Here is a 26,340-nt window from a genome sequence, read left to right as displayed (position 1 = left end):
ATTTTTTGAAAATGAATTCTAACTCTAAAAATACTGTTTAATTTTTCCCCAAACACCTTTTGGTTTAATCATAAATTCTTCTTCGAGTTCTTCTAAGGTTTTGTTTGCATTGTTAATCTTGTTAAACATTTTAGCTCTGATAAGATATATTGAAGGAACTACAATTACTAAAACAGGAAGTAACACTACAAATGTGCCTTCATCAATATTTCCAGCTTCACCATTCCAGCTTATAACCGCTTGAAATGCAAACATGACAATAGGTACTAATATGGCATGATACCACCAATGGCGGCACGTAAAAAACCAAATAATCATTAATATAAGGGGAATAATTTTACTCGTATAAACCCACATAGCATATTGAGCATCTTCCCAAACTCCACTCTTATAGGTAAACAAGAAAGTGTCCCAAACTGCATCAGTCGGAACACTTTCATGTAAAGAATATAAAAGAGGAGTAGAGGCTATAATTGTAGCAATAAATGTTCCTACAACGACACTTCTACTTAGTTTACTACTATCCCCATTTGATAAGCTTTCTTTTCTTCTTTTCAATTTCTGTTGTTGTCTGTCCATCTAAGTCAATTAGATTAGTTGCTTGTACAGTAAATAAAACTCCACCGAAGATTGCGATTGCAAGGACTAAATTTTTTTTTGTTTTCATAATATAAAGGGATTTAATTAATTAATTACTTCAAATGTAGGGGCATAGCTAAACCCTTACAAATCAGAAATTGTTAAAATCCAAAAAATATGAAATTGTAATTACGGTTTTTCCGTAACACTAGTCCAATCTTGTAGGAAAAATAATATAGTTTTATTTAAAACTACTGTAATATCATAGCTGAATTTTCGGTTAAATTGTTTGTGTTTATAGTTAGTTTGAGGGATCTCTTATTGTCTCGTAAGTCAGTAATAGTGATGGTTTGTGAATTAGTGGGTAAAAGTTCTTCAATACGTTCTGCCCACTCCATAAATAACCAATGTTTACTGTTTAAATAATCTTCTATTCCAAAATTATAAGCTTCATCAATAGATTCCACCCTATAAAAGTCAAAATGATAGACTTTATCATTAGGTAGACTATATTCATTCACAATTGAAAATGTTGGACTGGTAGCAACATCGTTACTTTGCATTGCTTTTAAAAGAGCACTTATAAATGTTGTTTTTCCGGCTCCCATTTGTCCATTAAATAGCACTATTTTGGTGTTTAAATGCTCTAAAACCTGAGCCGCAACAGTGTCTATATCATCTAAATGGTATGTAATTTCAATTGTTTTCAATTTATAAAATAAACAGATTTAGGTTACAATAGTAGGAATATTATTTGAGATAACCTAAGAAAATGTGCATTTCGTCGGGTTTTTGTGCGTTTAAAGGATTTTATTGACAATAGTCTCAATAAGAAGTCAATAGTGTTTTGCTTGTTACATTTGGTTTATAAAAAAATGATGCAAAATTAAATTCTGCATCATTTATTGTTTCCAATGTGTTAATAAAGATCAGTTATTTAGGATCCATCACTACAAACGGAATAATCATTTCTTCTAACGAAACACCTCCATGTTGATAGGTGTTTCTGTAATAGCTTACATAATGATTAAAATTATTTGGATAGGCTAAAAACAAATCACCTTTTGCAAAAATAAAAGAGCTACTCATTGTTAACGATGGTAAATGAATAGATTTCGGATTCTTAACGGCTAATACATCTTTGTTTTCATATGTTAAACTACGACCTGTTTTGTAACGCAGGTTTAAACTTGTATCTCTATCGCCAATCACTTTTGTTGGTGCTTTAACGTTTATAGTACCATGATCTGTCGTTAATATAAGTTTAAAGCCTAGTTGTTGCGACAGTTGAATCATTTCTAATAAAGGCGAATTCTTAAACCAACTCACAGTTAGTGAACGGTAAGCTTTATCATTAGATGCTAACTCTTTAACCACTTCCATTTCGGTTTTTGAGTGCGATAGCATATCAACGAAATTATATACAATAACATTAAGGTCATTGTTTTTTAGGGACTTAAAGTTTTCGACTAATTTTTTTCCAGCCTTAAGATTGGTGATTTTATGGTATTCGTGTGTAATGTGTCCTAAGCCTAATCGTTTTAGCTGTTCCTTTAAAAAATCACCTTCGTGCATATTTTTACCACCTTCATCTGTATCGTTTTTCCAGTATTGCGGAAATAAACTTTCCATATCAGCAGGCATTAATCCAGAGAAGATAGCATTACGTGCATATTGTGTTGCCGTTGGTAGAATACTGTAAAATGCCAATTCAGACGCTTTCTTATAGTAATTATTAACTATTGGCTCAAAAGCTTTCCATTGATCATATCGTAAATTATCTATAACCACTAAAACTGTGGGCTGTTTGTCGCTTAGCTCTGGTACTACTTTGTCCTTAAATAAGGTATGAGACATAACAGGAGCATCGGTTTTAGGTTGAAACCAATCCTCGTAATTTTTCTCAATAAATTTACCGAACTGCATATTGGCTTCTGTTTTTTGCGACTCTAAAATATCAGTCATTCCAACATCTTCAATACCTTCAAGTTGTAATTCCCAATAAATTAATTTCTGATATAACTCAACCCATTCTTCATAAGAGTTTACCATAGATAAATCCATCGCAATCTTTCTAAATTCTTGCTGGTAATTAGATGTTGTTTTCTCAGATACCAATCGCGAATGATCTAAATTCTTTTTTAAACTCAATAAAATCTGATTCGGATTTACAGGTTTTATTAAATAATCGGCAATTTTATTACCAATGGCTTCTTCCATTATATATTCCTCTTCACTTTTGGTAATCATTACAATGGGCAAATTGGCACGACGTTCTTTAATTTCGTTCAAAGTTTCTAGACCAGTTAATCCTGGCATATTTTCATCTAAAAAGACAATATCAAAATTAGTGTCCGTAATAACTTCTAAAGCTTCAGTACCGCTTTGGCATTTTGTAACCTGATACCCTTTTTGCTCTAAAAACATAATATGTGGTTTTAGTAAATCGATTTCATCGTCAACCCAGAGAATATTTATCATGTTATGGTATATTTGTTTATTAATTTTTGAATTCTATAATTTTGCCTACAAAAAATAAGCTTAAAATATTTAACGATCCAATTTACGGATTTATTACGATTCCAAATTCGTTAATTTTCGATATAATCCAACACAAGTACTTTCAGAGATTACGACGTATTAGTCAAATGGGATTGTCGTATTTGGTTTATCCAGGCGCACATCATACACGTTTTCATCATGCATTAGGTTGTATGCATTTAATGCAAAAATCTATCAATGTACTTCGTTTTAAAGGAGTTGCAATATCTGATAAGGAAGAAAATGGCTTGTTAATCGCAATACTTTTACACGATATTGGCCATGGTCCTTTTTCACATGCCATGGAGCACAGTATTGTAAATAACGTTTCTCACGAGGAAATTTCGCTGCGATTTATGGAAGAACTCAATATAGAGTTTAACGGAAGTTTAACGTTAGCCATTTCTATTTTTAAGAAAGAATATCCACGTCAATTTATGTGCGAGCTTATTTCTAGCCAATTAGACATGGATAGAGCCGATTATTTAAAACGCGATAGCTTTTATACAGGAGTTGCTGAAGGAAATATAAATAGTGAGCGACTAATTACTATGCTTAATGTTGTTGACGACCAGTTAGTGGTTGAAGAAAAAGGTATTTTGAGCGTAGAGAAATTTTTAATAGCAAGACGTTTTATGTATTGGCAAGTTTATATGCATAAAACGGGTGTTGTTGCAGAACAATTGTTAGTTGGAACTTTAAAAAGGGCCAAAGAATTAGTGCAACAAGGTGTAAAGCTAAATTGTAGCGATGCTTTGTTTTACTTTTTGTTTTCTGAAATAAATGCCGATAATTTTAATATTGAAACTTTAGCCGTTTTTTCAAAATTAGATGATTATGATATTGTCGCAGCTTTAAAAGATTGGCAAAATCACGATGATTTTGTATTGCGAAATCTATGTCAAATGATTCTTGAAAGAAACTTATTAAAGGTGAAGTTAAAGAATAAACCTATTAAGTCTTCTGAACTAATCACACATTCAAAAGCATTAATTAAAAAATATAATATCTCTCAACATGAAGCTGATTATTTTGTGTTTCAAGGTGAGTTAATTAATCAAGCCTATCAGAATAAACATCAAAAGATCAACGTTTTATTTAAGTCAGGAAAAATTAAAGATATCGTTAAAGCATCAGATCAATTAAACCTTAAAGCACTAAGTAAACCTATAACTAAATATTATATGTGCTATCCTAAAAAGAAAATGTAATCCTTTTTTTCTATTTTTGCGAAACGTAATCGAGACTTTAAAATCAATTTGTTGAAACATCTCTATAAAAAATATAAAAAGGATGGTTATTTGGAATGTTTCATGTCTGTATTAAGCACAGTCGAAGTGTTACCGTTGAAGAACAATAGATAAACACATGAAATTTACAGCAGAACAAATAGCAGACATTCTAGAAGGAACAGTAGTTGGTGACCCAAATATTGAAGTTACTAAACTTTCAAAAATAGAAGAAGGTACACAAGGAACGTTAACATTCTTATCCAATTCAAAGTATACACCTTATATCTATTCAACTAAAGCATCTATAACAATTGTAAACGAAGATTTTACGCCAGAAAAACCAATAGAGACAACACTTATCAAAGTTGACGATGCTTATGAAGGATTTTCAAAATTGTTAGAATATTATAAGCAAATTAAGATGAATAAACTAGGTGTAGAGCAACCTAGCTTTGTTTCAGAATCGGCTAAGATTGGAGATAATATCTATATAGGCGCATTTGCATATATTGGTAATAATGTCGAAATTGGTAATAATGTAAAAATTTATCCAAACGTTTATATTGGCGATAATGTTCAGTTAGGCGATAATACAGTAATTTTTTCTGGTGGAAAAGTCTATTCAGATTGTATAATTGGTAAAAACTGTGTTATAAACTCTGGTGTTATTGTTGGAGCCGATGGGTTTGGATTTGCACCTAATAAAGATGGTGGTTATTCTAAAATTCCACAAATTGGAAATGTCATTTTAGAAGACGAAGTAGATATTGGAGCAGGTACAACTATAGATCGCGCAACAATGGGCTCAACCATTTTAAGACATGGTGTAAAACTAGATAATCAAATTCAAATTGCTCATAATGTAGAAATTGGTAAAAATACTGTGATTGCAGCGCAGTCTGGTGTTGCCGGTTCTACAAAAATTGGAGAGCATTGCCAAATTGGAGGCCAAGTTGGTATTGCTGGTCATTTAGTTATTGGAAACAATGTAAAAGTACAAGCACAATCCGGAATTGGGAGAAATGTAAAAGATAATGAAGTTTTACAAGGCTCACCTTCTTTTGGGTATGCTGATTGGAATAAATCTTATGTGTATTTTAAAAATTTACCTAAGCTCGCAAAAACTATTAACGAATTAGAAAAAAAAGTAGATGGCCATAATTAAAACGGAAACGAAACAAAAAACCATTGAAAAAGAAGTTACACTTACAGGTGTAGGACTTCATACTGGTGAAAATGTAAAATTAGTATTTAAACCTGGTGCGGAAAATACTGGATTTGTATTTCAACGAACAGATTTAGAAGGGTCGCCAAAAATAGAGGCAGACGCTAATTATGTTACAAGTACGCAACGTGGTACTTGTTTAGAGAAAAACGGAGTCACTATTCAAACGTGTGAGCATGTATTAGCCGCTTTAGTTGGTTTAGATATAGATAACGCACTTATAGAACTCAATTCTTCTGAGCCACCAATTATGGATGGGTCGTCTAAATTCTTCGTAGAAGCTATAGAAAAAGCAGGTGTTGTTGAGCAAAATGCGTTTCGTGAAGAATATGAAATTACGCAAGTTGTGTCTTACACAGATGAAGAGTCTGGGAGCGAAATTATTCTAATGCCTGCAAATACCTATCAAATTACAACCATGGTAGATTTTGGGACTAAAGTTTTAGGCACTCAAAACGCAACTCTTAATAAGGTGTCAGATTTTAAAACTGAAATTGCAGATGCCAGAACATTTAGTTTCTTACACGAGATTGAAATGCTATTAGAGCATGGTTTAATTAAAGGAGGTGATTTAAATAATGCCATTGTGTATGTCGATAAAGAATTGTCTACAGAAACCATGGAGAAATTGAGAATTGCGTTTAATAAAGATAATATTGCGGTTAAGCCAAACGGTATTTTAGACAACCTAACATTGCACCATCCAAATGAAGCTGCACGTCACAAATTATTAGATGTGTTAGGTGATTTAGCTTTAATCGGAACTCGTATTAGAGGTAAAGTTATAGCTAATAAACCAGGACATTTTGTAAACACTCAGTTTGCTAAAAAAATGTCTAAATTAATTAAAAACGAAAGACGAAATAACGTTCCTCAAATCGATTTGAATTCAGAACCTTTAATGGATGTGAATCAAATTATGGATATGTTGCCACACAGACAACCTTTCTTACTGTTAGATAAGGTTTATGAGTTAACTGACAATCACGTCATTGGTATGAAAAACGTGACCATGAACGAGGAATTCTTTAAAGGTCATTTTCCAGGTGCACCAGTAATGCCAGGTGTTTTAATTGTGGAAGCCATGGCGCAAACAGGTGGTATTTTAGTATTAAGCACTGTGCCAGATCCAGAGAATTACTTGACATTTTTTATGAAAATGGATAATGTAAAGTTCAAACAAAAAGTAGTTCCTGGCGATACCTTAATATTTAAGTGTTCGTTAATTACACCGATTAGAAGAGGTATTTGCCATATGCAAGGTTATGCTTATACTAACGGTAAATTGTGTGCAGAAGCCGAATTAATGGCACAAATATCAAAAGTTAAATAAAATACGTTGAATTACTGTTAAGCTGTTTAGTCGTTAAGTCGAGCAAATCAGCAGCAAACACGTCAACTACAAAACATATATTAAAATGAACCAACCGTTAGCTTATGTGCATCCTGGTGCAAAAATTGCAAAGAATGTTGTTATAGAACCTTTTACAACCATTCATAATAATGTGAAAATTGGAGAAGGTACCTGGATAGGAAGTAATGTAACGATTATGGAAGGTGCTCGTATCGGTAAAAACTGTAACATCTTTCCTGGCGCTGTTATTTCGGCAGTACCACAAGATTTAAAATATAACGACGAAGACACAACTGTAGAAATTGGTGATAACGTTACAATTAGAGAGTGCGTAACCATTAATAGAGGGACCACAGATAAAATGAAGACTGTAATTGGCGACAATTGTCTTATTATGGCATATTGCCACATCGCACACGATTGTATTGTTGGTAATAACTGTATCTTTTCAAACAATAGCACGTTAGCGGGACATATTAGTGTTGGCGATTATGTGGTTTTAGCCGGAATGACAGCAGTTCACCAGTTTTGTTCTATAGGAAATCATGCTTTTGTAACCGGAGGATCTTTAGTGCGTAAAGATGTTCCGCCTTTTGTAAAAGCAGCTCGTGAACCATTATCTTATGTAGGAATAAATTCTGTAGGTTTAAGACGACGAGGATATTCGTCTGAAAAAATTAGAGAAATTCAGAATATATATAGAATATTATACCAAAAGAATTACAATAACACTCAGGCTGCAGATTTAATAGAAGCAGAAATGGAAGCCACTCCAGAACGTGATGAAATTCTTCAATTCATTAAAAATTCGCATCGTGGAATAATGAAAGGTTATTTTAAATCGAATTAATTCTTAGTATTTTATAGACTAAAGAAGAATAAAAGGTTTTCTGATTAAGCAAATAGGATTAGGAAAACAACGCAACAACAAACAATTTAATAAAAAACAATAAATTAAAATTATGGCAAGTACTTCAGATATTCGAAACGGATTATGCATCAGATATAACAATGATATTTATAAAATTGTCGAATTTTTACACGTAAAACCAGGAAAAGGACCAGCTTTTGTAAGAACTAAAATGAAAAGTGTGACTACAGGTAAGGTTTTAGATAATACGTTCTCTGCAGGTCATAAAATCGAAGATGTACGTGTAGAAACACATAAATTTCAGTATTTATATAATGATGGTGAATTTTACCACTTTATGAATGAATCTGATTATAGACAAATCCGATTATTAGAATCTGCGATCGATAGAACAGATCTAATGAAAGAAGGGGAAGTCGTTACAATTCAAATTAATACCGAAGATAATATGCCGTTGTCTGTAGATTTACCAGCTTCTGTTATCTTAGAAGTGACAGCTACAGAACCTGGCGTTAAGGGAAATACAGCAACAAATGCAACCAAACCAGCAACTGTTGAATCTGGTGCAGAAGTTAATGTACCTTTATTTATCAATGAAGGTGATAAGATTAAAGTTGAAACAGAAAAAGGAACGTACAAAGAACGAATTAAAGAATAATCTCAGTTGGTAATCACAGTCCTAATGAGGCAGGCTGTAAACAATAACTGAGCATTGTAAACTGAGAGATGAAATTTCCAAAACCACATACTTTAAAACAAATTGCAACTTTAATTGATTGTGAATTTAGAGGTTCAGAAGATTTTGAAGTTTTAGGCATAAATGAAATTCATGTCGTAGAACCTGGCGATGTTGTATTTGTAGATCATCCTAAATATTATGATACAGCATTAGAATCTGCAGCAACTATTGTTTTAATAAATAAAGATGTTCCGTGTCCAGAAGGCAAAGCACTTTTAATATCAGATGATCCGTTTCGAGATTTTAATAAGATTACGGCTCACTTTAAGCCTTTTAAAGCTTCAAATAGTGCTATCGCTACTGATGCTGTAATTGGAGAAGGAACGATTATTCAACCCAACTGTTTTATTGGAAATAATGTAAACATTGGTAAAAACTGTACTATTCATGCTAACGTGAGTATTTATGACGATGCTATTATTGGTGATAACGTTACGATTCATGCAGGAGCAGTTTTAGGTGCTAGTGCATTCTATTACAAAAATAGACCAGAAGGTTACGATCAGTTAAAATCTGGTGGTCGTGTTATTATCGAAAACAACGTAGATATTGGTGCGCTGTGTACAATAGATAGAGGTGTTACAGGAGATACAACTATTGGAGAAGGCTCAAAATTAGATAATCAGATTCAAATTGGGCATGATACCATCATAGGTAAAAAGTGTTTAATCGCATCTCAAACAGGAATTGCTGGTTGTGTTGTCGTTGAGGATAATGTTACTATTTGGGGACAAGTAGGCATAAAGAGTGGTATTAAAATATCAAAAGGAACAGTAATCTATGCGCAAGCAGGATTAAATAATTCAACAGAAGAAGGTAAAACATATTTTGGTACTCCGGCACAAGAAGCAAGAGTATCTTTTAAGGACCTTGCTTATGTGAAAAAAATTCCTGAAATTCTTCAAAAATTAAAAAATATATAATGTCAGCTATAGAGGTGATTAAGCGATTTTACGATTCAGATATAGCTAATGATTCTAGTTTGGTTGCTACTCGTTCTAGCACATTTCTCAACAATTTGGGAAGTTAGAGATGGTAAATTAAATCGTGGTTTTGAGATGAGTCATCAAGCTGATGAATCTGATTAAAAAAGCATAGAATCCTATAAAGAAATAAAAATATAAAAGAGGTCGGTTTTGCATTTAAAATCTCTTATTTTTGCAGAACGAAATACATAAAACTTAAAATCAACAATATCAAATGAGCGTTTTAGTTAATAAGAATTCTAATATTATAGTTCAAGGTTTTACAGGTAGTGAAGGTACTTTTCATGCTGAACAAATGATTGAATATGGTACAAATGTCGTAGGTGGTGTAACTCCAGGAAAAGGTGGTCAAACACACTTAGACAAACCTGTTTTTAATACCGTATCAGAAGCTGTTGAAAAAGTAGCTGCAGATACTACAATTATTTTTGTACCACCAGCTTTTGCTGCTGATGCTATTATGGAAGCTGCAGATGCAGGTATTAAAGTAATTATTACAATTACAGAAGGAATTCCTGTTGCAGATATGATTAAAGCGTCAGACTATATCAAAGGTAAAGAATGTCGTTTAATTGGTCCTAACTGTCCTGGTGTTATTACTCCTGGTGAAGCTAAAGTTGGTATTATGCCAGGTTTTGTTTTCAAAAAAGGAAATGTTGGTATCGTTTCTAAATCGGGTACATTAACGTATGAAGCTGCAGACCAAGTTGTAAAACAAGGTTTGGGAATCACAACTGCTATTGGTATTGGTGGAGATCCAATTATTGGAACAACAACAAAAGAGGCGGTAGAGTTATTAATTAACGATCCAGAAACTGAAGCTGTGGTAATGATCGGTGAAATTGGAGGTCAATTAGAAGCTGATGCTGCACATTGGTACAAAGATAGTGGAAGTAAAAAACCAGTTATTGGTTTTATTGCTGGTGAAACTGCTCCTGCTGGTCGTACAATGGGACACGCTGGTGCTATTGTAGGCGGAAGTGATGATACTGCACAAGCAAAAAAGAAAATAATGAAAGCATGCGGAATTCATGTTGTAGATTCTCCTGCTGAAATAGGAAAGAAAGTAGCTGAAGTTTTAGGTTAATCAACAACCTATGCATAAAAATTGATGCTGAATCTCATTCAGCATAAACATAAAAAAACCTTACAAAATCTTGTGAGGTTTTTTTATGTCGCACAATTTGTAATTGCTATCTTTGAATTAGGTCTCAATGTGTAAATTTCTTGAAACCTTTTTTAATATTATATTGTAACACTAACTAATTATAAATTAATAATGAAACTTTTAGAAGGAAAAACAGCCATAATTACAGGCGCAAGTAGAGGTATAGGAAAAGGTATTGCAGAAGTGTTTGCTGACCATGGTGCAAATGTTGCATTTACATATAGCTCTTCAGTAGAAGCTGCAAATGCATTAGAAAAAGAATTAAATTCTAAAGGAGTAAAAGCAAAAGGTTATCAAAGTAATGCTGCAAGCTTTGATGAATCTCAAAAGTTAGCAGAAGACGTTTTAGCAGAGTTTGGTTCTATCGATATATTGGTAAATAACGCAGGAATCACAAAAGACAATCTCTTAATGCGAATGGGAGAAGACGATTTTGACAAAGTTATTGAAGTGAATCTTAAATCGGTTTTTAACATGACCAAAGCAGTTCAACGTACTATGCTAAAACAACGTAAAGGATCCATTATAAACATGAGTTCTGTAGTTGGTGTAAAAGGTAATGCTGGCCAAACAAATTATGCAGCCTCTAAAGCTGGAATCATAGGGTTTTCAAAGTCAGTTGCTTTAGAATTAGGATCACGTAATATTAGAAGCAACGTTATCGCTCCAGGTTTTATTGAAACCGAAATGACTGCAAAACTAGACGAAGAAACCGTAAAAGGTTGGAGAGCAGGAATTCCATTAAAAAGAGGAGGTTCACCAGAAGATATTGCCAACGCTTGTGTGTTTTTAGCAAGTGATTTAAGTGCCTATGTTACAGGACAAACACTTAATGTAGATGGTGGTATGTTGACTTAAACTATCATTCCTGCGAAGGCGGGAATCTTATGACACTCGTGAGATTTTAATGAATAACTTAACAATAATATACATAACAATTGCTGCAATTACAGCGCTTTTATTAGCGCTGTTTCAGTATTTGTATAAATCGAAATTAAAGTCGAATCTCAAATATGTACTTATAGCATTGAGAGCGATTTCAATTTTCGGTATTCTAGTATTGCTTATCAACCCAAAGTTTGAATCCTTTACGTATTTCGATGAAAAACCAACTTTAGTGGTTGCTGTCGATAATTCGGAATCGGTTTCCTATCTAAAACAAGATGAAAAGGCTAGGGAAGTGGTCAATGCTTTAAATACTAATTCAGTATTAAAAGACCGTTTTGATATTCAGACGTATAGGTTTGGAAAAACGGTAAACACTTTAGATAGTTTAAATTTTAATGAACGCCAATCTAATATGGCATTGGCTTTAAAACAGTTTGGTGAAGTGTATGCCAACCAAACAGCACCAATTGTAGTGTTGAGTGATGGTAACCAAACCTACGGTTCAGATTACAGTTACATAGCAAAAGGTGTTAAACAACCAATTTATCCTATAATTCTTGGAGATTCTACAGTGCATTCAGATTTAAGTATTAAACAGTTGAATGTAAATCGTTATGTGTACTTAAAGAATAAGTTTCCTGTAGAAATTATTGCCAATTACAGTGGAACTGAAGCGATAAACACAGAACTAAAAATTTGGTCTGGTAATTCTGTTGTTTTTAGAAAAAACCTTCAGTTTAATGCTTCCAAGTCATCTGAAATTGTGTCTACAGCTTTAATGGCAAATAGTGTTGGTGTAAAAACATATCGTGTAGAGTTGGTGGCTTTAGATAATGAAAAGAACAAAGTCAATAACATTAAGAATTTTGGAGTAGAAGTTATCGACCAGAAAACAAATGTAGCTTTAGTTTATGATCGTTTACATCCAGATTTAGGAGCCCTTAAAAAGGCTATTGAAAGTAATGAACAACGCAGTGTTTCAATATTAAGTCCTAAAGATGTTTTAAATAAGGTGAATGATTTTCAGTTAATTATACTGTATCAGCCGAATAATAACTTTAATGCGTTATTAAAAGAAATTAAAGCACAGAAAATTAATACATTCATCATTTCTGGCGCAACTACGAGTTGGAGTTTGCTGAATCAGACTCAGACCTATTTTAAGCAAGCCATTACTAATCAAACCGAAAATTTTCAACCTAGTTTAAATAGAAATTACGGAACGTTCATTGTAGAAAATTTAGATTTTAATAGTTTTCCACCTTTAATATCTGAATTCGGGGCACTTCAAATTTCGGTTCCGCACGAAACCTTATTGTATAAAAGTGTCAACGGAATTACAACAGAAGATATATTGTTAGCGACATTTGAAGTAGATGCTACAAAGCATGCCATCTTAAACGGTGAAGATATTTGGCGCTGGAGAGCACAATCATTTCTAAACACTAATAGTTTTAGCAATTTTGATGAATTTATTAATAAACTCGTTCAGTATCTAAGTTCAAATAAAAAAAGAACACGAATTAATATCGATTACAAATCGTTCTATAACGGTAACGATGATGTTATAATTTCAGCGCAATATTTCAATAAAAATTTTGAGTTTGATAATTCGGCTTCATTACGAATTAAATTAAAAAATAAGGATAACCAAAGTGTAAGAGAGGTGCCTCTTCTTTTAACTAATGGAAATTACACAGTCGATTTAAGTGGTATAAATGCTGGTTTATATGACTTTACAATTAAGCATAATACAGAATCGGTATCGGCCTCGGGAAGCTTTCAAATTCTGGAATATAATGTAGAGCAGCAATTTTTAAATGCAGATATTTCAAAATTAAAATCTATAGCAACTCATAGTAATGGAGCTGCATATTTTTCGACACAAACAAAAGATATCATAAATGCTTTAGTTAGCGATAATCGTTACAAAACCATTCAAAAAAGCACTAAAAATATTGTACCTTTGATTGATTGGAAATATTTGCTCGGTTTAATTGCGTTAAGTCTTTTTATTGAGTGGTTTATTAGAAAATATAATGGATTAATTTAAATTTAAAATAATGGAAAAATTAGCAAAGGTTGGCTTGCCAATTTTAATTGCAATAGTATTATTAATAATCGTTTTAGCTAAGTCTGCTGTCACTATAGACTCAGGTCATGCAGGTGTGTTATATGAAACTCTTAATGATGGTGTGAGTTCTGAAAAAGCGCCATTAGGTCCTGGTTTTCATATTATAGCGCCTTGGAATCGTGTGATTGATTATGAAACACGCCAGCAAGAAATGCCAGAAAAAATGTCTGTATTGTCTTCAAATGGATTAGATATAAAACTAGATGCTTCTATATTATTTCAACCAGAGTTTAATAGTTTAGGAAAATTGCATAACGAGAAAGGAGAAAGCTATGTTAGTAGAGTGCTTCAGCCTGCTATAAGAAGTGCAGCAAGAAGTGTTGTAGGTCGTTATACGCCAGAGCAATTATACTCAAGTAAAAGAGATGCCATTCAAGAAGAAATTTACGAAGAAACTAAAAAGCTTGTTGAGCCACAGTTTATTCAATTAAATGATATTTTAATTAGAGATGTGACGTTACCACCTACTATAAAGCAAGCAATTGAGCGTAAACTGAAGCAAGAGCAAGAGTCATTAGAATACGAATTTAGATTAGTAACCGCACAGAAAGAGGCTGAAAAAGTAATTATTGAAGCACAAGGTAAAGCTGATGCTAACCGTATTTTAAGTGCTTCGTTAACAGATAAAATCTTACAAGATAAAGGTATTGAAGCTACGGTGAAATTATCAGAATCACCAAACAGTAAAGTTGTGGTTATAGGTTCTGGAGATTCAGGAATGCCGATTATTTTAGGAAATCAATAATATTTAGGGCAAATATTAAAATTTCATTAAATATTTAATTTTATTAATATTTAATTAGGATTAGTGATTTTATTTAGAAATATTTGCACTATTAAATAAAAACAATGATACTTATTCAATTACATCATCATTTTCATATGATCGCTCAAGCGAGGTGAAATTGTATTGAATAAATTCAAAATATATTTTAAAACCCGTTTGAGAAATCAGATGGGTTTTTTTGTTTCCAATCATTTTGTAAATGATTGGAAATAGTCCCAACGAAGGTTGGGATCTTAATAAAAGTGTAAAAAATAAATTTCCGGTTATTCGGAAACAAAAAATAAATTTTTCGATGAGTAAATTAAAAATTGCAGTTCAGAAATCGGGTCGACTAAACGAAGACTCTATGAAAATTCTAAAAGAAATAGGTATTTCTGTAGATAATGGCAAAGACCAACTTAAAGCTTCGGCACGTAACTTTCCACTTGAGGTGTTCTATCTTAGAAATGGAGATATCCCACAATACTTAAGAGATGGAGTGGTTGATGCCGCTATTATTGGCGAAAATGTCTTAATAGAAAAAGGAAACGATTTAAAGATTGTTGAACGTCTAGGATTTTCAAAATGTAAAGTCTCTATTGCGGTGCCTAAATCGTCTAAGGTTAAAAGTTTAAAAGAATTAGATGGTAAACGTATTGCGACATCGTATCCAAATACAGTGAATCAGTTTTTAGAAAAAGACGGTGTTAATGCTAATTTACACATCATTAATGGTTCTGTAGAGATAGCACCAAATATTGGACTTGCAGATGCCATTTGTGATATCGTTTCTAGTGGAAGTACACTTTTTAAAAACGGCTTAAAAGAAGTCGAAGTGCTTTTAAAATCTGAAGCTGTTTTGGCAACATCACCTAAGATTTCAGAAGAAAACCAAGCATTGATTGATAAACTTCAATTTCGATTAAAATCTGTTTTAAAAGGAAGAGAAAGTAAATATGTTTTGCTCAATGCACCAAATGATAAATTAGATGATATTATAAAAATTCTTCCAGGTATGAATAGTCCTTCTATTTTACCTTTGGCTCGTGAAGGTTGGAGTTCTGTCCACTCTGTTTTAGATAAGAATGATTTTTGGAATATTATAGATGAATTAAAAGCCAATGGCGCAGAAGGTATTCTGGTTTGTCCTATTGAAAATATGGTGCTGTAAAAATGTCACACGGAGCACAGTCGAAGTGCTTTTAAAATTAATGATGAAATGAAACAATACATTAATCCACCAAAAGAAGAATGGGAATCTTTATTAACACGACCAACAAAATCGGTTGAAGTTATAGAAGATACTGTAGATGAAGTATTCAAAGCAGTTCAAGAACATGGAGATAAAGCGATTAAAGAATTTACGCTTAAATTTGATGGAGTAGAACTAGAATCAAATATAGTTTCACAAGAAGAGATTCAATCTGCCTTACAATTAGTAAGTGAAGATTTAAAAATCGCAATATATTTAGCAAAGACGAATATTGAAAAATTTCACAGTGCACAAAAAACGAGCAAAGTAGAAGTTGAAACCATGCCAGGTGTTCTCTGTTGGCAAGAGAAGCGACCAATTCAAAAAGTTGGTTTATATATACCTGGAGGAACAGCGCCTTTATTCTCTACGGTTTTAATGCTGGCAGTTCCTGCACAGATAGCGGGTTGTAAAGAAATTGTTTTGTGTTCACCACCCAATAAAGAAGGGAAAATTGCGAATGAAATTTTATATGCTGCGCAATTATGTGGTGTCACTAAAATTATCAAAGTAGGAGGAATACAGGCGATTGCAGGTTTGACCTTTGGGACAAAAACAATTCCCCAAGTACATAAGATTTTTGGTCCAGGAAATCAGTTTGTTACCGTTGCAAAGCAATTATCTACTAAATATGGTGTCGCTATTGATATGCCAGCTGGTCCAAGTGAATTATTAGTCATGGCTGACGAATCAGCAAATGCGGCTTATGTGGCTTCAGATTTATTAAGTCAAGCAGAGCATGGAAGTGACAGTCAAGTTATTTTAGTGACAACATCTCAAAATTTTGCAAACGATGTTTCTATAGAAGTTAATCAGCAATTAGAGGCGTTACCAAGGAAAATAATGGCAGAAAAAGCGATAGCAAATTCAAAGTCCATTATTGTGGATTCTAATGAGATTGCATTAGATTTAATAAATGAATACGGTCCAGAACATTTTATTGTAGCGACAACTAATAATGATTTCTTTGTAGAGCATATTAGTAATGCTGGTTCGGTATTTATCGGGAATTACACACCTGAAAGTGCGGGAGATTATGCCTCAGGAACCAATCATACATTGCCCACTAATGGATTTTCAAAAGCCTATTCTGGAGTTAATTTAGATAGCTTTCAAAAAAGTATGACATTTCAAAAAATATCAAAAGCAGGTATTCAAAATATCGGAAATGCAATTGAGCTTATGGCAGAAGCAGAAGGTTTACAAGCTCATAAAAATGCAGTGACCTTAAGATTAAACGATTTAATTAATGAGTAACGTCGTCACTTCGAGTGATTTTGAGGAACGAGAAATTGTATCGAGAAGCTACTAAAATGAAACAAAAATTCAACATAAATAATCTCTTAAGAGAAAACATCAAAAACATCAAGCCTTATTCCTCAGCACGAGATGAATATAAGGACATCACTGATGGAATGGTTTTTATTGATGCCAACGAGAACCCTTTTAATACGAATGTGAATCGTTATCCAGACCCTCAACAAACGAATGTAAAAGCACGTTTGTCTGAATTGAAGGGTATTCCGACGAACCAAATTTTACTAGGAAATGGAAGTGATGAAGTTTTAGATTTAATATTTAGAGCGTTTTGCGAACCGAATCATGACAAGATTATCACATTACCACCAACATACGGCATGTACAGTGTTTTATCAAATCTTAATGCGGTTGAAAATATTGAAATTCCATTAACTAGCGATTTTCAGCCAGATTTTGACGAGATATTACGTGCAGCACATTCACATACTAAACTGCTATTTTTGTGTTCGCCAAATAACCCAACAGCAAACAGTTTTGAAGCTGATGTAATTGAAGAACTAATAGAAGAGTTTCAGGGAATTGTAGTTATAGACGAAGCTTATATTGATTTTTCAAAGGATGAAAGTTGGTTAAGTCGTTTAAGTGAATTTCCGAATTTAATTGTAACACAAACGTTATCAAAAGCGTATGGTTTAGCAGGAATTCGTTTGGGTATTTGTTATGCTTCTAAGGAGATCATTTCAGTTTTGAACAATATAAAACCACCTTATAACATCAATCAGCTGACGCAAGCAAAAGCTTTAGAGCGGTTAAATGATATGGATGCTGTTCAGAGTGAAGTGAAAAGTATAATTTTTGAAAGAGAAAAACTAAGTAAAGCCTTAAAGTCAATTACGTTTGTAAAAAACGTATTTCCTTCAGATGCCAATTTTATTTTAGCAAAAGTAGATGACGCTAATAAACGCTATCAGCAATTGATAGAAAAAGAAATTGTGGTAAGAAATAGAACCAATCAACTTTTGTGTGACAATTGTTTGCGATTTTCAGTTGGGACTAAAGCCGAGAATGAGAAATTAATCGAAGTATTAAATCAATTATAATAAAGCTTGTCATTCCTGCGAAGGCAGGAATCCAAAATGATAAACTATAATTTAAAATAGATTCCTGCCTTCGCAGGAATGACAGAAAAGATGAAACCAGTATTATTCATAGACAGAGACGGAACACTAATTAAAGAACCAGCAGACGAACAAATTGATTCGTTTGAGAAATTAGAATTCTATCCAAAGGTATTTCAATATTTAAGCAAGATTGCTAAAGAATTGAATTTCGAAATTGTAATGATTACCAACCAAGATGGTTTAGGAACAGAAGTTTATCCTGAAGATACCTTCTGGCCAGTTCATAATTTTGTTTTAAAAACTTTTGAAGCGGAAGGAGTTGTGTTTAAGGAGCAGTTTATAGACAGAACATTCGCCAAAGACAATGCACCAACACGTAAACCAAATACAGGTTTATTAACTAAGTATTTTTCTGAGGATTATGATTTAGCGAATTCTTTTGTGATTGGTGATCGTCTTACCGATGTTGAATTAGCAAAAAACTTAGGTTCTAAAGGTATTTTTATCAATGATAATACTAATTTAGGAACAGATGAAGTTACGGTTAGTAATAATGAATTAGAAGATTACATCGCTTTAGAAACCAACGATTGGGAAGCGATTTATAAATTCTTAAAAACTACAGAACGTGTTGGTTCTATTGAAAGAAACACTAATGAAACCAAAATAAAAATTGGTTTAAACTTAGATGGTACCGGAAAGAGTAACATCGAAACAGGAATAGCTTTTTTTGATCATATGTTAGACCAAATTGCGCGTCATGGCCAAATAGATTTAGATATTAAAGTGGATGGGGATTTAGAAGTTGATGAGCATCATACTATAGAAGATGCGGCTATTGCTTTAGGAGAAGTCTTTGCAACCACTTTAGGTAATAAGTTAGGTATTGAGCGGTACGGCTTCTCTCTTCCAATGGACGATTGTTTAGCGCAAGTTGGTATTGATTTTGGAGGTAGAAATTGGCTTGTTTGGGAAGCCGAATTTAAACGTGAAATGATTGGAAAAATGCCAACTGAAATGTTCTATCATTTCTTTAAATCCTTTACAGATGGAGCCAAATGTAATTTGAATATTAAAGTAGAAGGAACTAACGAACATCATAAAATAGAAGCGATTTTTAAAGCTTTTGCGAAAGCGATTAAAATGGCTGTAAAACAAGATGTGGATAAGATGATTTTACCATCAACAAAAGGAATGTTGTAAACCTTTGTCATTCCTGCGGAAGCAGGAAGCCACTTTGAAACATAAAATAATTAGATTCCTGCCTTCGCAGGAATGACAACAAATTGTCAAAATGAAATTATCAATAGTAAACTACGGAGCAGGAAACATCAAAAGCATTCAATTCGCATTTAAGCGTTTAGGTGTTGATGCGGTTTTAACGGATAATCCAGAAGAAATAATGGCATCTGATAAAGTGATTTTTCCAGGCGTTGGTGAAGCAGGTTCTGCTATGAAAATGCTAAAAGAAAGTGGTTTAGACCAATTAATTCCGACATTAAAACAACCTGTTTTAGGGATTTGTTTAGGTATGCAATTAATGTGTAAATATACAGAAGAAGGGAATACTAAAGGTTTAGGTATTTTTGATGTGAATGTAAAACGATTTTCAAATAAAGTAAAAGTCCCACAAATGGGTTGGAATACGATTTCAAACTTAAAATCAGATTTGTTTAAAGGTATTAAAGACAATGAGTACATGTATTTGGTTCATAGTTATTATGCTGAAAACTGTGTGGAATCTATTGCAACTTCAGATTATGAACTAGAATATGCTTCTGCTTTAGAAAATGATAATTTTTATGGAGTTCAGTTTCATCCTGAGAAAAGTGGGTCTAAAGGTTCAAAAATTTTACAGAATTTTTTAGACCTGTAGATCCATTCTGAACTTGTTTCAGAATCTTTTTATCATGAAAAAATATTATTGTTATATATTATCAAATAAGAATAGAACAGTATTATATGTTGGTTATACTAATGATTTGAAAAGAAGAGTTTTACAGCATCAGCAAGGAAATGGAGCTTTATTTACCAAGAAGTATAATATAGTTGATTTAATATATTACGAAGAATTCGATAATTCTAAAGATGCTAGAAACAGAGAAAGACAGCTAAAGAATTGGCATAAAGACTAGAAACTAAATTTAATAAAAGATTTAAATCCAAATTTAAAAACTTTAAAAATTATAGAAAGACCCTGAAACAAGTTCAGGGTTGATTAACAAGTTAATCATGAGAATAATACCAGCAATAGACATCATAGAAGGAAAGTGCGTTCGTCTCACAAAAGGCGATTACGACACTAAAAAAATATACAATGAAAACCCATTAGAAGTCGCAAAGTCTTTTGAAGGAGCAGGCATCGAGTATTTGCATGTTGTGGATTTAGATGGAGCAAAAGCGAGTCACATCGTTAATTATAAAGTGCTAGAAAAGATTGCAACTCAAACCAATTTGAAAGTTGATTTTGGAGGAGGACTTAAATCTGATGAAGATTTAAAAATTGCGTTCAATTCTGGGGCGAATCAAATTACAGGTGGAAGTATTGCGGTTAAAAAGCCAGATGTATTTGAAGGTTGGATTTCTAAATATGGTTCAGATAAAATAATTCTTGGAGCCGACTGTAATAATGAGAAAATTGCAATTAGTGGATGGCAAGAGGAAAGTACTTTAGAAGTGATTCCTTTTATCAAAGACTATCAGTCTAAAGGTATTCAATATGTGATTTGTACAGATATTTCAAAGGATGGTATGCTAGAAGGTCCAAGTTTTGAGTTGTATGATAGAATTTTAAAGCAGAGTAATATCATTTCGACAAAGCGTAGCGACGAGAAATCTCATAATTTAAAACTAATAGCGTCTGGTGGTATTTCTAAGTTTGATGAATTACCTAAGCTAAGAGAAATGGGTTGTGAAGGTGTCATTATAGGAAAAGCCATTTACGAGAATAGAATTAGTTTGAAGGAATTAGAGAATTTTATAATTAAAAAATAATCAAAATGTTGTCATTCCTGCGAAAGCAGGAATCCACTCTGAAACATAAAATAATTAGATTCCTGCCTTCGCAGGAATGACAGAAAAGTATGTTAACAAAACGAATAGTCCCATGTTTAGACATTAAAAACGGTAGAACCGTAAAAGGTGTCAACTTTGTAGATTTAAGAGATGCAGGTGATCCTGTTGTTTTAGCGAAACAGTATGCAGATCTGGGAGCAGATGAATTGGTGTTTTTAGATATTGCAGCTACATTAGAAAATCGTAGAACCATGCATGATATGGTTTTGAAAGTGGCAGAACAAGTGAATATTCCATTTACGGTTGGTGGTGGAATTTCTTCTGTAGAAGATGTCGATGATTTGCTGCATTGTGGTGCAGATAAAGTGTCTATTAATTCATCAGCAGTAAAACGACCGGAATTGATTAATGAGCTTTCAGATAAATTTGGAAGCCAATGCGTGGTTGTTGCTATCGATGCCAAAGAAGTGGATGGTGAATGGTTAGTTCATTTGGCAGGAGGAACGATTCCAACCGAAATTAAACTATTTGAATGGGCAAAAGAAGTAGAGCAGCGCGGAGCAGGTGAAATTCTTTTTACTTCCATGAATCATGATGGTACAAAAGCTGGTTTTGCAAATAAAGCCTTAGCGAAATTATCAGATCTAGTGAATATTCCTATTATTGCATCAGGAGGTGCAGGAAATATTCAACATTTTGCAGATACATTTAAAGAAGGAAAAGCAGATGCAGCATTAGCAGCGAGTGTTTTTCATTTTGGTGAAATTCCAATTTTAGAATTAAAAGAAGCATTAAAAAATAAAGGGATTCCTGTAAGAATATAAATGTCATTCTGAGCGAAGTGAAGAATCTCGCAATTAAATATGAGATTTCTCGTCGCTATGCTCTGTCGAAATGACAAAAAAGAAATAATTATGAACGTAGATTTCAATAAAAGCCCAGATGGCCTTGTGCCAGCTATAATCCAAGATGCCACGACCAGCAAAGTTTTAATGCTTGGCTACATGAATGCAGAAGCACTTAAAAAAACGTTAGAATCTAAATTAGTCACGTTTTTTAGTCGAAGTAAACAACGGCTTTGGACAAAAGGTGAAGAGAGTGGTAACGTACTAAATTTAGTAGATATAAAATTAGATTGCGATAGTGATTCGTTATTAATTAAAGTCAATCCAAAAGGACCAACGTGCCATAAAGGAACAGATACCTGTTGGAATGAAGTTAACGAGCAATCTTTTGGTTTTATTTCTCAACTTGAAAACACTATTACTTCTCGAATTAATGAAGCTAATTCAGAAACCTCTTATGTTGCGTCTTTATTTGCAAAAGGCATTAATAAAGTGGCTCAAAAAGTAGGTGAGGAGGCAGTGGAAGTTGTTATAGAAGCTAAAGATAATAATGACGATTTGTTTTTAGAGGAAAGTGCTGATTTACTATTTCATTACTTAATGTTACTTCAGGCAAAAGGTTTTAAATTGAATGATGTGGTTTCTGTTTTAGAACAACGAGAGAAAAAATAAGCTGCCAAAATAATTAAATTTCGGCAGCTCTCTGTTCTAAATGAATAGTTAAGAAAGTTTATTCACTAACAAGAACAACTCTAAGATCAGGATAATTTTCCTTTAATTCTTTTTCTAAACCAATGACATGAGCTGCACCAACAATTACAATGTTTCGTTGTGAATTTGAAGCCGTAACTTGTTCACTAATGTTTTTGGCCATTCTCATATTGCGTTCATTCCAATAGCGTTCACCTTCTGTACAGCCTTCAGTTTGTACAGTAACATAAGTGAATGAGCTCGATTTATGCAGTTGTTCTAATGATTTTCGCTTATTAGTATGTTTTCCTAAGCCTCTAAAAATAGCTGGAAGGATGGCAGAATTGTAGGCTTTTTTGTTCATTTTAATGTTAATGGCATTATTCCCATTAGACCGTCCTTCTTTATTGCATTTAGTCCAAGCTTCATGATATTCCTTATTTGTTTGTTGGTCGTCCATAGACTGTAACAATTTTATATTTTGATGTAAAGCTAGTTTAAATGTGAGATCACCATCTTCATGTTGTGTTGGTTTTTTAGGGCCATCAATTCCATAGGTTTTTATATAACTGTAAAATTCATAATTAGCATTATCTCTCCGGTAAGCAAAAGTCGTTATCAAATACTCTAAGTCTTCAGAAGTCATGACTGAAAATTCTTTATCAAGAATAGCATTGTATTTATCCAGATTTGGTGTAAATACTTGTTGAAGCGAATCTGATAAATAATAAAAAGCTTTGTAACTTTTAGACCAGCCATCTTTTAAATAGTCCCAACTTAAGGAGTCTTTACCTTGTGGACTTTCAACATAAATTGCTGTAGGATTGTAATTTTTTGCACGTCTCAACATCGGTTTATAGCTTCGTTTTACAATATTTGGGACTTTATGCATTGTGCCTACAATTACTATTTCTTTTTGTGTGTCTTGTGCGTTTCCGGTTAAGGATGACATAAATAATACGGTAATAATAGCGAAAAGCGTTCTCATAATTAATGTGTTTTAGTGTTAAACTTTCTTGAAACAAATTTAATTATGAAAAGTAAAAGACATCAGTAATAATAGGTGTTTGGGGCGAAATAACCTTAGTTTGTGGCGGAATTAATCTGTGCTTTTATATCTTTTTGATAGGTTTTAGAAATAGGGACTTCTATGTGGTGGTTTAGTATTACAGAAAGCTTCCCGTTTTCAGATTTCCATTGTTGAAAATGAAAAGGATTTATGAGATAAGAACGATGTGCACGACGGAATTCTGGAAATTCATCGGCAACAACAGAAAGTTTATTTCTAATTAGTGTTTTCTTTAAGCTGTTTCCTGAGAGGTAAAAAACTTCAATATAATTGTCTGACGATTGAATGCTTATCACATCATTTAATTGTAATCGTAAACCCTCATAATTGCCTTCACCTTTAATTTCTATTTTCTGATCGTCTAACTGTTTTTCATAATATTTTCCAAAGCCGAAACGTCCAATTAAAATAATAGGTAAAATCGTAGCCATGGCAGGAAGTAATATAGTCGTCAGCATATACCCCAAAGTATAAGGGTTAGGTTCATTCGCTACAACGATAAATAAATAATAACAACGTGCAATAATAATAGTCACAATAGAAAACGTGAGTATAAAAGCTAATTCACTATAAACTGTCCATTGTTTTTTAAACGAAAAATATAAATACTGTTGAAAAGGTAAAAAGAGCAAATAGCAGAAACTAGCAACCAATCCATAACCAGGTAAATAAATTAGTTTTTCATTATTTGATAACTCATTAACGTCTAAAGGCTCTGTGAAAAATAAAAATACAAACACCCAAACGCCCAACAGTATACTAATGATAACGTGGTGTTTTATTAAAGGATCGAATGGATAATGTCTTTTCAAATTTAGAATTTTGAGCCATAAAAGTAAGTATTGCTTTTGGAATGGTCAATAAAATTGCGTTCTTGTCGGTATGTTTGATAAACGCTACTATTACCTTTTAAAAATTCAATATTTAGGCTATCGTTTTCACGGTTGGCAAAAGCAACCTGATGTAAAAACGATTCACTTAATGATAGATCGCACGTTAAAATATATTCTTCCAGATGTTAGGTTTAAAACCTTAGGCGCAGGACGAACAGATGCCATGGTATCTGCTAACGATGCGGCTTTAGAACTGTTTATCTATAACGAACCTATTCAAAATTTTGAAGAGTTTTTAGCTTTATTCAATCATAATTTACCGCAAGATATTCGTGCTTTATCTATAGAGGAAGTTGATAAGAAATTTAATATCATTCAAGATTCTAAGTTAAAAGAATACCATTATGTATTTTCTGAAGGCCAAAAGAATCATCCATTTTGTGCACCAATTCTAACCACTATATTAGAACCACTAGATGTTGAATTAATGAAAAAAGGTGCCAAATTATTTGAAGGCACTCATAATTTTAAAACCTATTGTTATCGTGCTACAGATAAAGGTGAATACGTACGGACAATTGAATTTTCCGAAATTGTAGACAATGATTTGTATACGGCCAATTTTTTTCCCGAGAAATCTTATGTGTTAAAAGTTGTTGGTAAAGGATTTATGAGAAACCAAATCCGATTAATGGTTGGTTGTCTAATAAAACTAGGTAGAGGAGATGTGACGTTAGATTATATTGAGAATACGTTGAAATTGGAAAGTACAGAAGTGATGGATTATATTGCGCCGGCTTCAGGATTAATTCTGCATTCCGTAGATTTTAAATAAAAAAGGCACAAGTTTTATATAAACGAGTACCTTTTTTGGGATTGGTTGGTTATTTTTTTGATTACTTAATCCAGCCTTTAGAAATCGATTTTTTAGAAAACCAGATTAAAAAGAGACAAACTAAAATGACCATAATTGGCATTATTAGTGTTGTCGTAGACATTTCAACATTTAGAAATAGGTACATATGCTGAACAATAGCACCTATTGCAGAAAAAACGAATAATACATAAGCCCATTTTTTTCGAATTAATAGCATAAAACACCCTAGTGCGCCACAAAAAACGGCTAAGGCGAAAGCTGCTGTATACCATACGGGATAGTCTACTAAAAATTCTGCTTGTTGCTCTATTGGTAATTGTGCAATTTGGTCATCGGTAATAAAGGCTCTAAATAGGTATGCCATTACACCAACAATATTCCATATTAATGCTAAGACACTAATAATCCAAAAACTAATAGGTGGTTTATTTCTTAGAGTTGTCATAAATTTAGTTGATTAGTCAGTTAAAAATGGGCACTAAAAAGCACCATACGAATCAACAATGTATGAAAAAAATAAGAAATATTATTTCTTGTAAAAAATTAACTGAAAAATTAAGGCTTAGAAAGCTTTATTCTGCAACGTGAACTTTTGGGTCTTTATCTACAAATTTACCATCTACAGATTCGCCTAAAATGATAACTTCTTTTGAGCGTTCGTACATTTTTATAGCACGATGCATTTGTAATTTGGTGCCGCTATAGAGTTTAACACCCGATTTTGAGCCTTTGTTTCTGATCTCAATATAGTAACCGTCCTTTAGTTTTGTTGGTCTTGTTGCTGGTCTACCCATAAAAGTATTGTCTAATTTAAAAGTAGTGCATAATAGGCAAAAATCTCAAAATCCACAAGTTTATTTCAAAACATTTATTAATGTAGTTATTTACATTCTTA

28 protein-coding genes are annotated in these 26,340 nt (G+C 32.9%); 20 read left to right on the top strand and 8 right to left on the bottom strand.

What is annotated here, in order from left to right; all coding sequences use genetic code 11:
- Nucleotides 1-24: 24 nt before the first annotated feature.
- The 4 genes from ITJ86_RS06535 to porX all read right to left on the bottom strand — a co-directional run bounded on the left by ITJ86_RS06535 (nucleotide 25) and on the right by porX (nucleotide 3,060).
- The gene (locus ITJ86_RS06535) at nucleotides 25-558 is read right to left on the bottom strand and encodes a hypothetical protein (RefSeq protein ID WP_195870823.1); all 534 of its coding nucleotides are present in this window, start codon (nucleotides 556-558) and stop codon (nucleotides 25-27) included.
- Nucleotides 521-667 (bottom strand): hypothetical protein, encoded by a 147-nt coding sequence (locus tag ITJ86_RS06530; RefSeq protein WP_195870822.1) that lies wholly within the window; start codon nucleotides 665-667, stop codon nucleotides 521-523. Before ITJ86_RS06530 ends, ITJ86_RS06535 begins: the two co-directional genes overlap by 38 nt.
- 163 nt (nucleotides 668-830) lie before the next feature.
- Nucleotides 831-1,289 (bottom strand): tRNA (adenosine(37)-N6)-threonylcarbamoyltransferase complex ATPase subunit type 1 TsaE, encoded by a 459-nt coding sequence (tsaE, locus tag ITJ86_RS06525; RefSeq protein WP_195870821.1) that lies wholly within the window; start codon nucleotides 1,287-1,289, stop codon nucleotides 831-833.
- Between the two features lie 223 nt (nucleotides 1,290-1,512).
- Complete coding sequence (gene porX, locus ITJ86_RS06520) at nucleotides 1,513-3,060, bottom strand: T9SS response regulator signal transducer PorX (protein ID WP_195870820.1); 1,548 nt, start codon at nucleotides 3,058-3,060, stop codon at nucleotides 1,513-1,515.
- 41 nt (nucleotides 3,061-3,101) lie between these two features.
- Between porX and ITJ86_RS06515 the strand changes: the two genes are divergently transcribed.
- The 19 genes from ITJ86_RS06515 to hisIE all read left to right on the top strand — a co-directional run bounded on the left by ITJ86_RS06515 (nucleotide 3,102) and on the right by hisIE (nucleotide 22,648).
- On the top strand, nucleotides 3,102-4,331 hold the full coding sequence (locus ITJ86_RS06515; protein WP_195870819.1) for an HD domain-containing protein: 1,230 nt from the start codon (nucleotides 3,102-3,104) through the stop codon (nucleotides 4,329-4,331).
- Nucleotides 4,332-4,488: 157 nt separating this feature from the next.
- Entirely contained in the window at nucleotides 4,489-5,517 is a 1,029-nt protein-coding gene (gene lpxD, locus ITJ86_RS06510) for a UDP-3-O-(3-hydroxymyristoyl)glucosamine N-acyltransferase (RefSeq protein WP_195870818.1), read from the top strand.
- On the top strand, nucleotides 5,504-6,910 hold the full coding sequence (locus tag ITJ86_RS06505; RefSeq protein WP_195870817.1) for a bifunctional UDP-3-O-[3-hydroxymyristoyl] N-acetylglucosamine deacetylase/3-hydroxyacyl-ACP dehydratase: 1,407 nt from the start codon (nucleotides 5,504-5,506) through the stop codon (nucleotides 6,908-6,910). The genes lpxD and ITJ86_RS06505 overlap by 14 nt, the downstream gene beginning before the upstream one ends.
- A gap of 85 nt (nucleotides 6,911-6,995) precedes the next feature.
- Entirely contained in the window at nucleotides 6,996-7,781 is a 786-nt protein-coding gene (gene lpxA / locus ITJ86_RS06500; RefSeq protein ID WP_195870816.1) for an acyl-ACP--UDP-N-acetylglucosamine O-acyltransferase, read from the top strand.
- A gap of 112 nt (nucleotides 7,782-7,893) precedes the next feature.
- Complete coding sequence (gene efp / locus ITJ86_RS06495) at nucleotides 7,894-8,460, top strand: elongation factor P (RefSeq protein ID WP_195870815.1); 567 nt, start codon at nucleotides 7,894-7,896, stop codon at nucleotides 8,458-8,460.
- Nucleotides 8,461-8,528: 68 nt separating this feature from the next.
- A complete protein-coding gene (locus ITJ86_RS06490; RefSeq protein WP_195870814.1) occupies nucleotides 8,529-9,464 on the top strand; it encodes a UDP-3-O-(3-hydroxymyristoyl)glucosamine N-acyltransferase in 936 nt (311 codons plus the stop codon).
- A gap of 277 nt (nucleotides 9,465-9,741) precedes the next feature.
- Nucleotides 9,742-10,614, top strand: a complete 873-nt coding sequence (gene sucD / locus ITJ86_RS06485) for a succinate--CoA ligase subunit alpha (protein ID WP_195870813.1) — start codon at nucleotides 9,742-9,744, stop codon at nucleotides 10,612-10,614.
- 192 nt (nucleotides 10,615-10,806) lie between these two features.
- The gene (fabG, locus tag ITJ86_RS06480; protein WP_195870812.1) at nucleotides 10,807-11,553 is read left to right on the top strand and encodes a 3-oxoacyl-[acyl-carrier-protein] reductase; all 747 of its coding nucleotides are present in this window, start codon (nucleotides 10,807-10,809) and stop codon (nucleotides 11,551-11,553) included.
- 49 nt (nucleotides 11,554-11,602) lie between these two features.
- Nucleotides 11,603-13,636 (top strand): VWA domain-containing protein, encoded by a 2,034-nt coding sequence (locus ITJ86_RS06475; RefSeq protein WP_195870811.1) that lies wholly within the window; start codon nucleotides 11,603-11,605, stop codon nucleotides 13,634-13,636.
- Nucleotides 13,637-13,646: 10 nt separating this feature from the next.
- Nucleotides 13,647-14,462, top strand: a complete 816-nt coding sequence (locus ITJ86_RS06470; protein ID WP_195870810.1) for a prohibitin family protein — start codon at nucleotides 13,647-13,649, stop codon at nucleotides 14,460-14,462.
- Between the two features lie 334 nt (nucleotides 14,463-14,796).
- Nucleotides 14,797-15,654: an ATP phosphoribosyltransferase gene (gene hisG, locus ITJ86_RS06465; RefSeq protein ID WP_195870809.1), complete on the top strand. Its 858-nt coding sequence runs from the start codon at nucleotides 14,797-14,799 to the stop codon at nucleotides 15,652-15,654.
- A 48-nt stretch (nucleotides 15,655-15,702) separates the two neighbouring features.
- Nucleotides 15,703-16,992, top strand: coding sequence for a histidinol dehydrogenase (gene hisD, locus ITJ86_RS06460; protein ID WP_195870808.1), 1,290 nt, complete (start codon nucleotides 15,703-15,705; stop codon nucleotides 16,990-16,992).
- Nucleotides 16,993-17,048: 56 nt separating this feature from the next.
- Nucleotides 17,049-18,095, top strand: coding sequence for a histidinol-phosphate transaminase (gene hisC, locus ITJ86_RS06455; RefSeq protein WP_195870807.1), 1,047 nt, complete (start codon nucleotides 17,049-17,051; stop codon nucleotides 18,093-18,095).
- Between the two features lie 90 nt (nucleotides 18,096-18,185).
- Nucleotides 18,186-19,319, top strand: coding sequence for a bifunctional histidinol-phosphatase/imidazoleglycerol-phosphate dehydratase HisB (gene hisB / locus ITJ86_RS06450; RefSeq protein ID WP_195870806.1), 1,134 nt, complete (start codon nucleotides 18,186-18,188; stop codon nucleotides 19,317-19,319).
- A gap of 91 nt (nucleotides 19,320-19,410) precedes the next feature.
- Nucleotides 19,411-19,992 (top strand): imidazole glycerol phosphate synthase subunit HisH, encoded by a 582-nt coding sequence (hisH, locus tag ITJ86_RS06445; protein WP_195870805.1) that lies wholly within the window; start codon nucleotides 19,411-19,413, stop codon nucleotides 19,990-19,992.
- A gap of 34 nt (nucleotides 19,993-20,026) precedes the next feature.
- A complete protein-coding gene (locus ITJ86_RS06440) occupies nucleotides 20,027-20,251 on the top strand; it encodes a GIY-YIG nuclease family protein (RefSeq protein ID WP_195870804.1) in 225 nt (74 codons plus the stop codon).
- A 97-nt stretch (nucleotides 20,252-20,348) separates the two neighbouring features.
- Nucleotides 20,349-21,110 carry a 1-(5-phosphoribosyl)-5-[(5-phosphoribosylamino)methylideneamino]imidazole-4-carboxamide isomerase gene (gene hisA, locus ITJ86_RS06435; protein ID WP_195870803.1) on the top strand — a complete coding sequence of 254 codons (762 nt, stop codon included), beginning with the start codon at nucleotides 20,349-20,351 and terminating at the stop codon, nucleotides 21,108-21,110.
- 89 nt (nucleotides 21,111-21,199) lie between these two features.
- On the top strand, nucleotides 21,200-21,955 hold the full coding sequence (hisF, locus tag ITJ86_RS06430; protein WP_195870802.1) for an imidazole glycerol phosphate synthase subunit HisF: 756 nt from the start codon (nucleotides 21,200-21,202) through the stop codon (nucleotides 21,953-21,955).
- A gap of 57 nt (nucleotides 21,956-22,012) precedes the next feature.
- The gene (gene hisIE / locus ITJ86_RS06425) at nucleotides 22,013-22,648 is read left to right on the top strand and encodes a bifunctional phosphoribosyl-AMP cyclohydrolase/phosphoribosyl-ATP diphosphatase HisIE (protein WP_195870973.1); all 636 of its coding nucleotides are present in this window, start codon (nucleotides 22,013-22,015) and stop codon (nucleotides 22,646-22,648) included.
- 58 nt (nucleotides 22,649-22,706) lie between these two features.
- Here hisIE and ITJ86_RS06420 read toward each other — a convergent pair whose 3' ends face one another.
- Both ITJ86_RS06420 and ITJ86_RS06415 read right to left on the bottom strand, forming a co-directional pair.
- A complete protein-coding gene (locus ITJ86_RS06420; protein ID WP_195870801.1) occupies nucleotides 22,707-23,654 on the bottom strand; it encodes a DUF5694 domain-containing protein in 948 nt (315 codons plus the stop codon).
- A 95-nt stretch (nucleotides 23,655-23,749) separates the two neighbouring features.
- Nucleotides 23,750-24,547: a LytTR family DNA-binding domain-containing protein gene (locus ITJ86_RS06415; protein ID WP_195870800.1), complete on the bottom strand. Its 798-nt coding sequence runs from the start codon at nucleotides 24,545-24,547 to the stop codon at nucleotides 23,750-23,752.
- Nucleotides 24,548-24,617: 70 nt separating this feature from the next.
- Between ITJ86_RS06415 and truA the strand changes: the two genes are divergently transcribed.
- A complete protein-coding gene (truA, locus tag ITJ86_RS06410) occupies nucleotides 24,618-25,403 on the top strand; it encodes a tRNA pseudouridine(38-40) synthase TruA (protein ID WP_195870799.1) in 786 nt (261 codons plus the stop codon).
- Nucleotides 25,404-25,464: 61 nt separating this feature from the next.
- Here truA and ITJ86_RS06405 read toward each other — a convergent pair whose 3' ends face one another.
- Complete coding sequence (locus ITJ86_RS06405) at nucleotides 25,465-25,890, bottom strand: hypothetical protein (protein WP_195870798.1); 426 nt, start codon at nucleotides 25,888-25,890, stop codon at nucleotides 25,465-25,467.
- Between the two features lie 127 nt (nucleotides 25,891-26,017).
- Nucleotides 26,018-26,239, bottom strand: coding sequence for a hypothetical protein (locus tag ITJ86_RS06400; protein ID WP_195870797.1), 222 nt, complete (start codon nucleotides 26,237-26,239; stop codon nucleotides 26,018-26,020).
- Nucleotides 26,240-26,340 lie beyond the last annotated feature (101 nt).

The organism is Winogradskyella marina, from assembly GCF_015645385.1.
Classification (GTDB): Bacteria; Bacteroidota; Bacteroidia; order Flavobacteriales; family Flavobacteriaceae; genus Winogradskyella; species Winogradskyella marina.
This window is presented reverse-complemented; position numbering and strand designations above follow the sequence as displayed.

Coding starts and splice junctions, on each gene's coding strand:
- ITJ86_RS06530 (WP_195870822.1), bottom strand. CDS start 667: ATGAAAACAAAAAAAAATTTAGTCCTTGCAATCGCAATCTTCGGTGGA.
- porX (WP_195870820.1), bottom strand. CDS start 3,060: ATGATAAATATTCTCTGGGTTGACGATGAAATCGATTTACTAAAACCA.
- lpxD (WP_195870818.1), top strand. CDS start 4,489: ATGAAATTTACAGCAGAACAAATAGCAGACATTCTAGAAGGAACAGTA.
- ITJ86_RS06505 (WP_195870817.1), top strand. CDS start 5,504: ATGGCCATAATTAAAACGGAAACGAAACAAAAAACCATTGAAAAAGAA.
- lpxA (WP_195870816.1), top strand. CDS start 6,996: ATGAACCAACCGTTAGCTTATGTGCATCCTGGTGCAAAAATTGCAAAG.
- efp (WP_195870815.1), top strand. CDS start 7,894: ATGGCAAGTACTTCAGATATTCGAAACGGATTATGCATCAGATATAAC.
- ITJ86_RS06490 (WP_195870814.1), top strand. CDS start 8,529: ATGAAATTTCCAAAACCACATACTTTAAAACAAATTGCAACTTTAATT.
- sucD (WP_195870813.1), top strand. CDS start 9,742: ATGAGCGTTTTAGTTAATAAGAATTCTAATATTATAGTTCAAGGTTTT.
- fabG (WP_195870812.1), top strand. CDS start 10,807: ATGAAACTTTTAGAAGGAAAAACAGCCATAATTACAGGCGCAAGTAGA.
- ITJ86_RS06475 (WP_195870811.1), top strand. CDS start 11,603: ATGAATAACTTAACAATAATATACATAACAATTGCTGCAATTACAGCG.
- ITJ86_RS06470 (WP_195870810.1), top strand. CDS start 13,647: ATGGAAAAATTAGCAAAGGTTGGCTTGCCAATTTTAATTGCAATAGTA.
- hisG (WP_195870809.1), top strand. CDS start 14,797: ATGAGTAAATTAAAAATTGCAGTTCAGAAATCGGGTCGACTAAACGAA.
- hisD (WP_195870808.1), top strand. CDS start 15,703: ATGAAACAATACATTAATCCACCAAAAGAAGAATGGGAATCTTTATTA.
- hisC (WP_195870807.1), top strand. CDS start 17,049: ATGAAACAAAAATTCAACATAAATAATCTCTTAAGAGAAAACATCAAA.
- hisB (WP_195870806.1), top strand. CDS start 18,186: ATGAAACCAGTATTATTCATAGACAGAGACGGAACACTAATTAAAGAA.
- hisH (WP_195870805.1), top strand. CDS start 19,411: ATGAAATTATCAATAGTAAACTACGGAGCAGGAAACATCAAAAGCATT.
- ITJ86_RS06440 (WP_195870804.1), top strand. CDS start 20,027: ATGAAAAAATATTATTGTTATATATTATCAAATAAGAATAGAACAGTA.
- hisA (WP_195870803.1), top strand. CDS start 20,349: ATGAGAATAATACCAGCAATAGACATCATAGAAGGAAAGTGCGTTCGT.
- hisF (WP_195870802.1), top strand. CDS start 21,200: ATGTTAACAAAACGAATAGTCCCATGTTTAGACATTAAAAACGGTAGA.
- hisIE (WP_195870973.1), top strand. CDS start 22,013: ATGCTCTGTCGAAATGACAAAAAAGAAATAATTATGAACGTAGATTTC.
- ITJ86_RS06420 (WP_195870801.1), bottom strand. CDS start 23,654: ATGAGAACGCTTTTCGCTATTATTACCGTATTATTTATGTCATCCTTA.
- truA (WP_195870799.1), top strand. CDS start 24,618: ATGTTTGATAAACGCTACTATTACCTTTTAAAAATTCAATATTTAGGC.
- ITJ86_RS06405 (WP_195870798.1), bottom strand. CDS start 25,890: ATGACAACTCTAAGAAATAAACCACCTATTAGTTTTTGGATTATTAGT.
- ITJ86_RS06400 (WP_195870797.1), bottom strand. CDS start 26,239: ATGGGTAGACCAGCAACAAGACCAACAAAACTAAAGGACGGTTACTAT.